This is a genomic window from Candidatus Merdisoma sp. JLR.KK011 (assembly GCF_036941125.1).
Classification (GTDB): domain Bacteria; phylum Bacillota; class Clostridia; order Lachnospirales; family Lachnospiraceae; genus Laedolimicola.
On sequence record NZ_JAYWSZ010000003.1, the window covers coordinates 396,128 to 409,836 of the forward strand.

Genomic DNA, 13,709 nt, shown 5'->3' on the forward strand with positions numbered 1-13,709 from the left:
ATGGAAAATGAGACATTTGCCAATGACGCGCTTGTGAATATCAACGGAGAACAGATTCCAACTCTGGAGCTTCTGCTGATGCTCACGCTGATTTCCCTGCTTCCCTCTCTTCTCATCATGTGTACGTCCTTTCTTAGGACGATTATCATGCTTTCTTTTTTAAGAAATGCTATGGGAATTCAGCAGAGCCCCCCAAACATGGTGTTGGTGGGGATTGCGCTGTTTTTGACCTTATATATTATGACTCCCGTGATTGACGAGATCAACGAGACGGCCTACCAGCCCTATATCCGGGAGGAGATAACACAGAGAGAGGCGTGGACCCGGGCTCAGGTGCCCTTAAAAGAGTTTATGCTTCGAAATACAGGAGAGGATACGCTGAACCTGTTTATGGATATGGCGAATGAGGAGATTGTGGAGGAGGCAGTAGATCTGCCCCTTACCGTTGTGATTCCCTCCTTTATGACAGAGGAATTAAAACGGGCCTTTACGGCAGGCTTTCTGCTGTATATACCGTTTCTCCTGATAGATATTATTGTTTCCAGTACCCTGATGTCTATGGGTATGATGATGCTTCCGCCGGCGATGATTTCTCTGCCGTTTAAGCTTTTGTTGTTTGTGACGGTGGATGGCTGGCAGTTGCTGTTCTCCAGCATTGTAACCGGGTTTAATTAAGGAGGCGAAGAAAAGCAGACTATGATAACGAACAGCGGAATGTCCGATTTGATGTATGAGTTTTTTATGATGGTAGTTCAGCTTGCCGGTCCGCCTCTGCTCTTAAGTATGCTTATCGGAATCCTGATTGCCATTATCCAGGCGGCCACCCAGATTCACGAGCAGACGCTGACTTTCGTGCCGAAGCTTCTGGTGATTGGACTGGTGCTGGTGTTTACGGGAAGCAGTATGCTTGCTACTTTGCAGGATTTTACCATCCGGCTGTTCCGTCTGATACAGGTAGGATAGCCTATGGATATTGTACTGTTTTCCATGATTGCCATGCGGATATCGGGCCTTATCTTTATGAATCCCCTCTTTGGCAGAAGAAATGTGCCGAACAATGCGAAGGCAGCCATGGTTCTGGTCTTTACCTTTCTGGTTTATTCTACCATGGAAGAGCCGGAACTTTCTTATGAGTTTGCTTCCTCATTTCTTTATGGCTTTTTCCTCTTAAAAGAGTTTTTGGTGGGATATGTGCTAGGGTACGTGATGGAGCTGTTTTTTTTCGTCATTACCCATGCGGGAAGTATCATTGACTTTCATATGGGATTGTCCATGTCTATGGTGTACGATCCCCAGACAAACGCTCAGATTGCTATGAGCGGCAACTTGTACCAGATATTCTATACATTGATTTTTTTTGCAGTGGACGGTCATCTGGTGCTGATCCGGATGCTTCTTCGATCCGGAGAATTGGTTCCCTACGGGGAAGTGGTCTTTACCCAGGGCCTGGCCCTGGCAGTTCTGGATCTCTTCCGGGGCTGCGTGGTGCTGGCAGTCCGCTTTGCCTTTCCTATCATTGCCATTGAGTTTCTGGTGGAGGTGGCGGTGGGCATTATGATGAAGATGGCCCCCCAGGTGAATGTGTTTGTAATCAATATTCAGATAAAGATTGCAGTGGGCTTTCTGGTGCTTTTGTTTTTGCTTTCGCCCATGAAGTCCTGGCTTGAGGATCTGATGCATCAGATGCTGATGACCATGCAGGAGTTTTTGAATTACCTCTGATAAGGAGAGGTTTTGCAGAAGCTGTCCGGCGGACAGCGCTTACGTCTCATTCGGCAGAAAGCCGGATATGCTTTGACAAGAAGGATGTGATTGATCCGTGGCAGGTGAAAAGACAGAAAAAGCCACACCGAAAAAGCGACGGGACCAACGGAAGGAAGGTAATGTATTTCAAAGTAAGGATATCATTACCGTGGTTTCTCTCCTTGGAAGCTTTTGCTGTCTGCAGCTTTTATTTCCTATGATTTACCGGACGCTGCGGGACTGCCTGGTGCGGTTTATCGCTTACGCAGGCGTGATCACGGAGCTGGGTCAGGGAGATGTGCCGAAGCTTGGGTTTGAGGCCGGGATGGTGGTGCTGAAAGGCGCACTGCCGATTCTTCTGATTGCCTGTGCCTTAGCGATTCTTTCCTCAGGCATTCAGACGCGGTTTCTCTTTGCTTCCAAGTCATTTAAGCCGAAGTTCAGCAATTTGAACCCTTTAAACGGTATTAAGAATATGTTTTCCATGAAAAGCCTGGTGGAGCTTTTAAAGGGAATTGTAAAGATTATCCTTTTAGGGGTGATTCTCTACAATATGCTGAAAGGGGAATTGTTCCGTCTCATCAATACCATGTACATGGATCTAAGCCTTTCTACCATCTATGTGCTGAAAAAAATCATTTCCATGGTGCTCCAGGTCTGTATGTATTTTGCGGCGGTTGCGGCGCTTGACTATTTTTACCAGTGGTGGTCCTATGAAAAAAAGCTTAAAATGTCTAAGGACGAGGTAAAAGAGGAGTATAAGCAGATGGAAGGAAATCCCGAGATCAAAGGAAAGATTCGGGATATGCAGCGTCAGAGAGCGCGTTCCCGTATGATGCAGGCGGTTCCGCAGGCGGACGTAATTATCCGAAACCCGACCCACTATGCGGTGGCTTTAAAATATGATCCCAATAAAGACAACGCGCCTCACCTGATTGCCAAGGGGCAGGATGAACTGGCTCTGCGGATTGTAAAGGTGGGGGAGGAACATGATGTGTCGGTGATTGAGAATAAGCCTCTGGCAAGAGGAATCTATGCAAGCACTCCCTTGAATGCCGAGATACCAGGAGAATACTACGGAGTGGTAGCGGAGATTCTGGTTCAGGTATACAAACTCAAGAACAAGAAACTGGTGTAGGATAGGATATGAAAAAATTTCTCTATAGCGCAGTTTCGCTGGCGGTTGTAGCCATCGTACTGCTTTTGATTGTTCCATTAAGTCCGTTTTTAATGGACGTAATGATTATATTGAATATATCCCTGGCTATCATTATTCTGCTGATCAGCATGAATATCAAGGAGGCGCTGGAATTCTCCATTTTCCCGTCCCTGCTGCTGATTACAACGCTGTTCCGCCTGGCCCTCAATGTTTCTTCCACGAGAAATATTTTGAGCAATCAGGGACAGTCCGGACAGGTGATACAGTCCTTCGGTGATTTTGTACTGCAGGGAAATGTTGTTATCGGATTTATCATCTACATAATCATCGTATTGGTGCAGTTTATCGTTATCACCAAGGGCGCCGAGCGTGTGGCCGAGGTTGCTGCACGATTCACCTTGGACGCTATGCCCGGTAAGCAGATGGCCATTGACGCAGACTTAAGCTCCGGCCTTATCAATGAGCAGGAAGCTAAGATGCGCCGGAACAAGATTCAGAAGGAAGCCGACTTCTATGGCGCTATGGACGGTGCTACGAAGATTGTAAAGGGCGATTCCATTATGTCTCTCATTATGACGCTGGTCAACTTTGTGGGAGGCATACTTATCGGTCTTGTCCAGGGCGGCATGAGCTTTGGCGAGGTGCTGTCCGTCTACTCCATCGCTACGGTGGGCGACGGCCTGGTATCCCAGATTCCGGCCTTGCTGATTTCTACGGCAACGGGTATGATTGTAACCAGATCCGTGTCGGAGGGAAGCTTGAACGACGACGTTTCCAAGCAGTTTATGGCGCAGCCCTTTTCGATTATGGCAGGCGGCGTTGCCATGCTGGTGCTGGCTGTAGTACCTGGTATGCCTAAGTTCCAGATGATTGTGCTGGGCGGCGGTCTTTTGGCAGGCGGCTGGCAGCTGAGCAAGCGGATGGATGAGCTTGGAACCATGGCGGCTGAGGCGGAAGCGGAGCAGCTTCTTCCCGGAGAGGGACAGCCGGTCAGCGAGGAGGAGTACTTCAAGGATATCAACAATGTTTACTCCCTTATTGGAGTGGAGGCCATTGAGATGGAATTTGGCTACAGCCTGATTCCTCTGGTGGATGAGTCAAGCGGCGGTAAGATGATTAACCGAATCGTGATCTTCCGCCGGCAGTACGCCCAGGAAATGGGCCTTGTGATTCCCTCCATCCGTTTAAGAGACAGCTCCAGCCTTAACACCAACCAGTATGTGGTGAAGATTAAGGGCGAAGAAGTGGCAAGGGGAGAGATTCTGGTGGATTACTACCTGGCTTTAGAGCCTGTGAATCCCACCAAGGAGATTGACGGTATCGATACCATTGAGCCGGCCTACGGAATTCCCGGCAAATGGATCAGCATTGATAAAAAGGAGATGGCGGAGATCTATGGCTACACGGTTATCGATCCCCTGTCCGTTATGTTAACCCACTTGTCGGAGACGGTGCGCAAGCATGCTCACGAGCTCTTAAGCCGCCAGGAGGTGGTGCAGCTTGTGGACAATGTGAAGATGAATGCGCCCCAGCTTGTGGAGGAATTATTCCCCAATGTGATTTCTTACGGTGTATTCCAGAAGATTCTGGTGAACCTGTTAAGAGAGGGAATCCCCATCAAGGATATGGAGACCATTATGGAAACCATTGCGGATTCCGCTATGACTGTGAAGGATATGGATACCATCACCGAGAATATCCGGACCTCTTTAAAGAGGACGATTACCCGGAAGTTCTGCGATGGCGGCGTGATGCGTGTGATTACCTTAAGCGCCGACCTGGAGAAGAGCATTATCACCAGTCTGACCAAGGGAGAGCAGGGAATGTATCTGGCATTGAGCCCAGATATGATGCAGAGTATCATTCAGCAGCTTGGGGACGAGATACGGAAGTTCCAGGAGCTTGCCCAGGACCCAATCGTTCTCACAAGCCAGGTGGTGCGGCAGCATTTCTATCACTTGATCGAGCAGTTTTATCCGAATGTGTATGTGCTGTCCTTCAATGAGATCAGCAACAATATTCAGATACAGGCAGTAGGAAATATTGGTGCATAAAAGGAAACCAGGAATGGAGTGTGCAGGTGTGGAAGCCTCAAAGGATTTCGACGGTTTGACCAACGAAGAGCTTTTAACAGAATATCAGAAAACCGGCGGGCTGTCTCTGAAGCAGGAACTGGTAATGCGTTATGTGTATATTGTCCGGAGCATTGCCATCCAGATGAGAGATGTGTATGTGAGCTTTGCCCAGATAGAGGACATTGTCAACGAGGGTGTTCTTGTGATCATGAGCGCCCTGGACAAATTTGATCCGGAAAAAAATGTAAAATTTGAGACCTATATCTCCAAGCGCATCAAGGGAATGGTCATTGATATGGCCAGAAAGCAGGATTGGATTCCAAGAAGTGTAAGAAAAAACGCAAGAGATATTGATGAAGTGACCACAAAGCTGTATAATGAACTGGGAAGGTATCCAACACCGGAGGAGATTGCCGGCCATTTGAATATGAGCCTGGAGAAATACCAGGAGGCTCAGAGAAAAACAACCCTTTTCAATGTGCTCTCCTTAGACCTGGTTCTGGATGACGGCGGCGAGAGTAAGAAGACGGTGTACCTGCCTTCCAAGAATGAGAACGAACAGCCGGAGCTTAATTGTCTTAAGAAGGAAGCCGGAGAGGTTCTGGCAGAAGGCATCCGAAGCCTTAAGGAGAATGAGCAGATGGTGATTTCCCTCTACTATGTGGAGGAGCTGAATATGAAGCAGATTGCGGAGGTCATGTCCATCAGCGAGCCCCGGGTTTCCCAGATACATGCCAACGCAGTTAAGAAGTTAAAGACCTATCTCAATAAGGAATACGGAGAGGAGAACAGATAGATGTTTCAGGGCTTTTATACCTTAGGTTCCGCCATGATTTCCGAGAACCGGAACCTGAATGTGATCAGCAACAATATGGCCAATGCAGCCACCACAGGTTACAAGAGCGATAAATATATCGCCAGTACCTTCCGGGAGGAGGTTCTCTACCGGAGCGGCAACATTACCCCGAATAAGCGGACGCCCATCGGTACTACGGCCATGATTCAGGCCACCAATGACCGGGTGACCAATTATGAGCAGGGTGGCATGGAGCCCACAGAGATGCCTCTGGACTGTGCCATCAATGGAAACGGCTTCTTCGCAGTGCAGACCGGGGCCGGGGCAGACGCCGGCGTGGTGTACACCCGGAGCGGTTCCTTTATCATCGATGACGAGAGATATCTGGCGGTTCCCAATATCGGACGTATCCTGGGCACCAATAACGCGCCTATCCATGTGGACACGGATGCCTTGGTGATTGATATAGACGGAACAGTCCGCGGAGAGGAGACGGGTACGGTGTACGGCACCATCCGTCTGGATGATTTTGAAGATTACTACGAGGATCTGGTGAAGGGGGACAACGGCACCTTTACCGTTCAGGACGGGGCTGCGCCCCAGGCAGCAGCCAATGCCCAGATTGTCCAGGGGATGCTGGAGCGGTCCAATACCTCTATGGTGGAGGAGATGACCTCCATGATGAGCGCCCAGCGGTCTCTGCAGGCGGCGGCGCAGCTGATTAAGATGTACGATCAGCTCGACGCCAGAACCGTGACGCTGGGAGGCATGTCATAGTGCTGGATTGGATTATACGGGACTGAAATAGGAGGTAGGAGATATGTATTCATCATTTTACGCAGCGGCGCAGGGGGCCATCGGACAGCAGTCACGTATGGATGTGATTTCAAACAACCTGGCCAATATCAACAACTACGGCTATAAGCCTAAGAACGGATTCTTCCAGGATCTGATGTACTACAACCTCAACAACTGGGAGGGGGACGAGACGAAGATCCAGGCGGGAACAGGCATTGTACTTGAGAAGGCGGATACGAATTTCGCTCCCTCGGGTTACGATATCACAGAGAGGGATTATGACTTTGCCATTGTAGAGAACGGCTTCTTTATGATGCGCAATCCTGTGACAGATGAGATTACCTACACCCGGAACGGCCGGTTCAGCCTTTCCCAGAGAGGGGATGAGTTCTATCTCATCAATGACGCAGAGAACCTGGTTCTTGACCGGAATCAGAACCCCATCCGTCTGGTGGGAGATGATACAACGGGAAGAGAGCTTGAGGCGCTGCCGGGCATCTTTGATTTTGAAATCAAGAACGGTATGCTGAATGTGGGAGACAATGAGTACGCTCCTGTGGAGAAGAACGGCGATCCCATTCTTCAGATGGAGACTCCCCTGCAGGGGGCTTTGGAATCTCCCGGTACGGATCTTGCTACAGAGCTGGTGCGGATGATTGAGAGCCAGAGAGCTTATTCCTATGCCCTTAAGATGGTTCAGACCTCCGACGAGGTGGTGCAGACAGTGAATACCCTTCGGAATTAGGCCTTTGCGTCTCGGTGATCCTTAGGTGAAAGAACGGAAGATCCCGAAAGGATTTTCTAAAGATATAAGAAAGGCAGGCGTATTATGGCAATAGAACGATTTGAAGATATGAATGCCGTGGCCCTGGATGTGTTCCGGGAGATCGGAAGTATCGGTGTGGGGAATGCGGCTACAGCCCTCTCTGAGGTTCTGGGAGTCAAGGTGAAGATGAAGCTTCCCAAGGTTTCCATTGAGGGCTACGATGAAGCTATCGCAAGTATGGGACACCCAGAGGATATGGTGGCGGCTATTTTAGTTGAGATGGGCGGCGATATTCAGGGAATTATGCTCTATATGCTGAAGCTGGATTTTATTAATGCGATCCTGGCCCGTCTGGTGGGAAAGTATGTGGAGGATTACTCTCAGATTGACGAGCTGTCGGCTTCCGCTTTGGAAGAGACGGGAAACATTATTATTTCCTCCTATATCAACGCTATTACGAAGCTGGCCGGCCTGGAGGTGCCTTTGTCCGTGCCTTCGATTTCGGTCAATATGCTGGGGGGCATCCTAAGCGTGCCTATGGCTATGTTTGGAGAGATTTCCGACAAGTTGATGATGATTCAGGGTGAGTTCCTGATTGGAGATACTCAGTTGGAAGGAGATTTGCTTCTGCTTCCGGATATTAAATCATTAAATTTCCTTTTGAAAAAGTTGGGAGTTGCGAATGTATAATGGAAAAGCAGTTAGTGGTAGGAATTGGTGATATGAAGCTTGGACGCCAGGAGGGAACCATTATAACCTATGCTCTTGGCTCCTGTATAGGAATTGCTTTGTACGATCCGATGATCAAGCTGGGAGCTCTGGTACATATTATGCTTCCGGAACGGGTCAATTCAGACGCGAATATTTTTAAGTATGCGGACACGGGGGTCCGGGAGACCTTGCGGAAGCTTTACGCATACGGGGCCGTGAAGCACCGGCTGACGGCCAAGATCGCAGGAGGCGCCAAGATGTTCGACATGAAGGGGAAGAGCTCTGCCATGGGAAATATCGGCGAGCGGAACGCCCAGATGGTAAAGCGTGTGCTGATGCAGGAGGGAATCCGCATTGTGAAGGAGGACACCGGAGCCAATTATGCGAGAACCATGTCCATTGATCTTGCAAGCGGCATGGTGCTGGTGAAGACCTTCGGCCGGCCGGAGCTGCGCATGTAAAAGGAAAGAGGAAACATCTTATCGGACAACGCCAGTCCCATAAGAGTGAATAAGAGGATATGAAGGAGGAGCTGCGACATGGCAGAAACGGAAATTTTATTGGAATCGGGTACAAATGAGATTGAGGTTATGCAGTTTACCATCAACGATGAGCTGTACGGCATCAATGTGGCAAAGGTTAAGGAAATTATGATGTCGGATAAGGTAAAGCCCGTGCCCCATGCCCATGAGGCGGTGGAAGGAATTTTCAAGCCCCGTGAGATTCTGCTTACGGTGGTGGATCTTCCCAAATACCTGATGGGGCATGAGTGTGAGAAGCATCCGAAGGATTTGTTTATCATTACGAATTTTAATAAGCTGAATATTGCTTTCCGGGTACATACGGTGGTAGGCATCAGCCGGATTTCCTGGGAGGATATCCAGAAGCCTGACGATACGATCAGCAACGGAAAGGAAGGCGTTTCTACTGGTATCGCCCAGTGCGGCGGAGAGCTGGTGACCATTCTGGACTTTGAGAAGATTGTGACGGAGATTGCGCCGGAGACGGGTATCCAGATGTCGGATATTGAGCTTCTGGGAGAGCGCAGACGCTGTGATGTTCCTATCGTTTTGGCGGAGGATTCCGTGCTTTTGGCCAGTATGATCTGCGAGTCTTTGAAGAGAGCGGGATTTTCCAATGTGAAGCGCTTTAACAACGGTAAGGAGGCATGGGAGTTCCTGCATGCCATCCGGGATCAGGAGAATCTGGAGACAGAGGCCAGCCTGATTATCACAGATATAGAGATGCCGGAGATGGACGGACACCGTCTGACCAAGCTGGTGAAATCCGATGAAAAGCTTAAGAAACTTCCGCTGATTATCTTCTCCTCCCTGATTAATGAAGAGATGCATTTAAAGGGAAAACAGCTTGGGGCTGACGAGCAGCTCTCCAAGCCGGAGATTAAGCATCTGGTGGAAGTGATTGACAGATTACTGGAAAGGACACAGACACATGGATAAGTGTGTGGTTAGAAAGGCCATTAAAAATGTAAAGGCGGATGAGATTGCAGGCTACGAGCTTTTATTCCAGGAAGATGACGACAGCCTTTACAACAACTCCGAGGTCAATGCGGCCAATACGATTGCTACCTTTTTAATGGATAACACGGGAAAAATCTTTAAAGATAATCAAATCTTTATTACCTTTACCCCGTCTCTGCTGTTTCGAAATACAGCCAAGATGTTTGACAAGGAAAAGATTGTGATTCAGATTGAGGAGAATCTGATTATTCATCCTCTGGCGGCGGTGATGATTGAGAAGCATCGAAAGGAAGGCTATCGCTTTGCCATCAACAACTTCCAATTTACGCCCAAATATTTCAGCATGCTGGAGTATATGGACTTTATCCGCCTGGATATAACGGGCTACGAGGAGCGCAGGGTCAAGGATTCTCTTGCAAATATGATTCAGATGGCCCATGGCTTCGGAAAGAGCTGTATCGCCTACAATGTGGATTCCAAGGAAGACTATGATATGGCTCTGTCCCTGGATGCGGACTATGTGGAGGGCCAGTATGTGGCCGAGGGCATGGTGACCAAGATGAACAAGGTAGAGTACCTGCAGGGGAATCTCTATCAGTTGATCATTGAGGTGACCAAGGAGGAGCCTAATCTGGATGAACTGGAGAGCATTGTGAGCCGTGATGCGGCTCTGACTTACTCCCTTTTGAAGCTTGCCAACTCTGCTTATTTTGCAACCAGACGCCGAACGGCTTCCATTCATCAGGCGTTGGTTACCGTAGGCTTGAATCAGCTTAAGCAGTGGGTATACCTCTTAAGCTTTGAGAGTACCCAGGATATGACCCCGGGAGCAGAGGAGGTACTAAAGCTCTCCTTCCTGCGTGCGAATTATGCGGCCCGTCTGGTGAATTACCTGCGGCCCTTCCCCATCAACCGGTCAGAGGCTTATATGATGGGTATGTTCTCGGCTCTGGAGTATATTGTGGATGCTACCCTGGAGGAGATTCTGCAGGAGATTCCGATTTCCGATGTAGTGAAGGACGGTATGATCAAGCATGAAGGCAAGGCCGGACAGCTTTTCGATCTGGTGCTGGCCTACGAGCGGGCAGACTGGAAGGGTACAAAGGCCCTGGCCGGCGAACTGGGACTGGAGACGAATATCCTGGCGCAGGCGTATATCGACTGTGTGGAGGAGGTCAACAGTATCTGGGAGAGCCTGACGGACGAGGAAGGAAAGGAAGAAGAGGCAGAAAAGGAGTAACTTCCTTCAATGGGTATCAGAAAGGTAAAAATATGGTGGAAGCGAAACGGAAGCAGAAGATTTTAATAGCGGATGATTCGGAGATGAACCGTTCAATTCTGGCAGATATGCTGGAGGATGAGTATGAGATTATGGAGGTGGAGAACGGCGTCCAGGCGGTGGCTGCCATTGAGAAGTACGGCGTGGATCTGTCTTTGCTGCTCCTTGATATTGTGATGCCGGAGATGGACGGTTTCGGTGTGCTTATGGTGATGAATGAGCATAAGTGGATAGAGGATCTTCCGGTGATTATGATCTCTGCGGAGAACAGTCCTGTTTACATTGACCGGGCTTATGAGATGGGAGCTACGGATTTTATTGTCCGTCCCTTTAATGAGATGGTAGTCCGCCGCCGGGTGGTGAACACGATTCTTTTGTATGCAAAGCAGAAGAAGCTGATGGGGATGGTTGCGGATCAGATCTATGAAAAAGAGAAGAGCAGCAATATGATGATTGATATCTTAAGTCATATTGTGGAGTTCCGGAACGGAGAAAGCGGCTGGCATGTGCGCCATGTGCATACGCTCACGGAGCTTCTTCTTGAACATCTTATTGAGAAGACAGATCGATACGGACTGTCTCAGGCGGATATTTCCACGATCAGTATGGCATCGGCGCTGCATGACATTGGAAAGATTGCCATAGACGAGAAGATTCTGAATAAGCCGGGACGGTTTACGGATGAAGAATTTGAGATTATGAAGACGCATTCGGCCATTGGCGGCGATCTTCTCCGGGATCTGCCTCTTTATCAGGATGAGCCTCTGGTGAAGTGTGCCTTTGAGATCTGCCGCTGGCACCATGAGCGGTACGACGGACGGGGATATCCGGATGGGCTTAAAGGGGATGAGATTCCCATTTCCGCTCAGATTGTGGCTCTTGCAGATGTGTATGACGCCCTTACCAGCGAGCGGTGCTATAAGAAGGCTTTTTCCCATGACGTGGCAGTCCAGATGATTCTGGACGGAAAGTGCGGCTCCTTCAATCCCATGGTACTGGAGTGCCTGACGGATATTGCAGATCAGCTTCCCCTGGAACTGTCCCAGGAGGAGATTCTGGATGGGAACAATAGAAAGAGCCTTCAGAACGTGGCCCAGGAGATGCTGTACCATGGGGAGCTGACAGCTTCGGAGCGAACGCTGCAGCTTCTTGAGAAGGAACGGGAAAAATACAGTTTCTTTGCCATGATGTCTAAGGAGATTCAGTTTGAGTACAATGTGTCTCCCAGTATTCTGACCTTGACGCCATGGAGCGCTAAGAAGCTTTCGGCCAATGAGATTATAGCAGATCCCAGGATGAGCGACAGCGTGAAGGAGATTCTGGGGATTGAGAACTGGGATGCACTGTCTGATAAGCTTCGGAAAACAAACAGGGAGAATCCGGTGGTGACCCATGACTGTAAGATTGATTTCCAGGGTGAGCACCGCTGGTCCCGGATTGTGGCTCATGCGATGTGGAGCTCGGAGGAGCCGCATGAGTACCAGGGAGCCATCGGTAAGGTGATTGATATACATGATACCAGATTAAAGCTGGATGTTCTGGAGCAGCTTGCGACCCACGATCGGATGACAGGGCTTTTGAACCATGCAAGCGCAAAGGAGCAGATTATAGGACGGATGGCCCAGAAGCCGGATGGCGCTTACGCATTGGTGATTTTTGATCTGGATCACTTTAAAATGGCCAATGACACTTACGGACACATTTTCGGTGATCAGGTGCTGCAGCATACGGCGGAGAAGCTTCGCCAGAGTATCCGCGGCATGGACATTGCGGCTCGTGTAGGCGGTGATGAATTCCTGGTGTTCTTAGAGTATACGGAGGATTTGGAGCCGATTATCGAACGTATTTTCCGTTCTTTGACAGGCCGGTTTGATGAGTTTGACATCTCTGTCAGCATGGGTGTGGCCAGAGCGGATCTGGTGGGTATGGATTATGAGACGCTGTTCCACTGTGCAGATCAGGCTCTTTATACGGTGAAGCGTGCCGGGCGCGGTCATTACCGTTTTTATGATGAATCTATGAGCAAGATGCTTTCTGTGATCTCCCCGATTGATGAGGGGGGGGGGGTGAAGGAGCCGGAGGCTGACAATTAGGGCTGCCGCAAAAGGAGTATGAAGCTTCTTTTGCGACAGCCCTTGGTTTTGTTCCTGCCTGTGCTGAAAACAGATACTATCGTCTGCTCTGGCGTTCCTGACGGAATATGTAGTTTCTTAGAACTGCTTCGGTCTGAGGTCTCATCTCAATAAACTGACAGCCGTGTCCGAACTGAGGCTTGCCGTCCCTCTCGTCAACGGATTCAAAGCGCAGTACTCTTGCGGCTAACAGTAGAGGTTTGGATGCGCCGTGGAGCTGGAACTGAACCACGGTACCTTCCGGCAGGCGGTGTTCGCAGATGAAATAGATGCCGCCGGCGCTGATATCACGGGTTACGGCTTTGAAACGCTCGGGAATGCCGACTGCGATACTTGGAACATAGGTGCAGAACATATCCAGGCTTGTTTCAAAATAGATTTTCAAATCCTGCCTGCGCTGTCTGGTCTCCTTCACTTCCATAATTCTGCAGGGAACAGAGTTGCGTTCATCTGAGATGGGCTGGGCTTCTCCTACGCTGCAATGGCAGCGGAGCAGGCCGGAAACGGAGTCGAAAAAGACAATGGTGTAAAAATCCGCTGTTTCCAGAACAACGTCGCCGGGAATGGAGAGCCAGAGCTCATCGGCCATATCCCGGAACACTTCGGCTTCACAGATGGCCTCATCTGCAAGGGTATAGATTTCTGCTTTTTTGCATTTTTTCAGAATATCCATAATGAGGGGCCTCCTCGCTTTCTGCTGTGATTACACAGCCTTTCTTTTTAGTATAACAGAAAATTGCGTCTGGGGCAATGAAAAAAAGCAAGGATT

The 13,709-nt window shown here is 49.3% G+C and carries 14 protein-coding genes; 13 read left to right on the forward strand and 1 reads right to left on the reverse strand.

Annotation, left to right across the window (positions count from 1 at the left end; genetic code table 11):
• The 13 genes from fliP to VV089_RS02940 all read left to right on the forward strand — a co-directional run bounded on the left by fliP (position 1) and on the right by VV089_RS02940 (position 12,901).
• A complete protein-coding gene (gene fliP / locus VV089_RS02880) occupies positions 1-675 on the forward strand; it encodes a flagellar type III secretion system pore protein FliP (protein ID WP_172540722.1) in 675 nt (224 codons plus the stop codon).
• Between the two features lie 21 nt (positions 676-696).
• Positions 697-963, forward strand: coding sequence for a flagellar biosynthetic protein FliQ (locus VV089_RS02885; RefSeq protein WP_442891461.1), 267 nt, complete (start codon positions 697-699; stop codon positions 961-963).
• Positions 964-966: 3 nt separating this feature from the next.
• Positions 967-1,722 carry a flagellar biosynthetic protein FliR gene (gene fliR / locus VV089_RS02890; RefSeq protein ID WP_172540723.1) on the forward strand — a complete coding sequence of 252 codons (756 nt, stop codon included), beginning with the start codon at positions 967-969 and terminating at the stop codon, positions 1,720-1,722.
• A gap of 97 nt (positions 1,723-1,819) precedes the next feature.
• A complete protein-coding gene (flhB, locus tag VV089_RS02895; protein ID WP_172540724.1) occupies positions 1,820-2,881 on the forward strand; it encodes a flagellar biosynthesis protein FlhB in 1,062 nt (353 codons plus the stop codon).
• An 8-nt stretch (positions 2,882-2,889) separates the two neighbouring features.
• Entirely contained in the window at positions 2,890-4,956 is a 2,067-nt protein-coding gene (gene flhA / locus VV089_RS02900; protein ID WP_172540725.1) for a flagellar biosynthesis protein FlhA, read from the forward strand.
• A 13-nt stretch (positions 4,957-4,969) separates the two neighbouring features.
• A complete protein-coding gene (locus VV089_RS02905; protein ID WP_172540726.1) occupies positions 4,970-5,773 on the forward strand; it encodes a sigma-70 family RNA polymerase sigma factor in 804 nt (267 codons plus the stop codon).
• On the forward strand, positions 5,774-6,550 hold the full coding sequence (locus tag VV089_RS02910; RefSeq protein ID WP_334334883.1) for a flagellar hook-basal body protein: 777 nt from the start codon (positions 5,774-5,776) through the stop codon (positions 6,548-6,550).
• Positions 6,551-6,593: 43 nt separating this feature from the next.
• A complete protein-coding gene (locus tag VV089_RS02915; protein WP_172540728.1) occupies positions 6,594-7,316 on the forward strand; it encodes a flagellar hook-basal body protein in 723 nt (240 codons plus the stop codon).
• An 84-nt stretch (positions 7,317-7,400) separates the two neighbouring features.
• On the forward strand, positions 7,401-8,027 hold the full coding sequence (locus VV089_RS02920; protein WP_172540729.1) for a chemotaxis protein CheC: 627 nt from the start codon (positions 7,401-7,403) through the stop codon (positions 8,025-8,027).
• A complete protein-coding gene (locus tag VV089_RS02925; protein WP_172540730.1) occupies positions 8,027-8,509 on the forward strand; it encodes a chemotaxis protein CheD in 483 nt (160 codons plus the stop codon). The genes VV089_RS02920 and VV089_RS02925 overlap by 1 nt, the downstream gene beginning before the upstream one ends.
• A 78-nt stretch (positions 8,510-8,587) precedes the next feature.
• On the forward strand, positions 8,588-9,508 hold the full coding sequence (locus VV089_RS02930) for a chemotaxis protein (RefSeq protein ID WP_172540731.1): 921 nt from the start codon (positions 8,588-8,590) through the stop codon (positions 9,506-9,508).
• Positions 9,501-10,769, forward strand: a complete 1,269-nt coding sequence (locus VV089_RS02935) for an EAL and HDOD domain-containing protein (RefSeq protein ID WP_334334884.1) — start codon at positions 9,501-9,503, stop codon at positions 10,767-10,769. Before VV089_RS02930 ends, VV089_RS02935 begins: the two co-directional genes overlap by 8 nt.
• A 32-nt stretch (positions 10,770-10,801) precedes the next feature.
• Positions 10,802-12,901, forward strand: coding sequence for a diguanylate cyclase (locus tag VV089_RS02940; RefSeq protein WP_172540733.1), 2,100 nt, complete (start codon positions 10,802-10,804; stop codon positions 12,899-12,901).
• Between the two features lie 76 nt (positions 12,902-12,977).
• On the opposite strand, the gene VV089_RS02945 is transcribed toward VV089_RS02940, so the two are convergent.
• Positions 12,978-13,613, reverse strand: a complete 636-nt coding sequence (locus tag VV089_RS02945; protein WP_172540734.1) for a PilZ domain-containing protein — start codon at positions 13,611-13,613, stop codon at positions 12,978-12,980.
• Between the last annotated feature and the right edge of the window lie 96 nt (positions 13,614-13,709).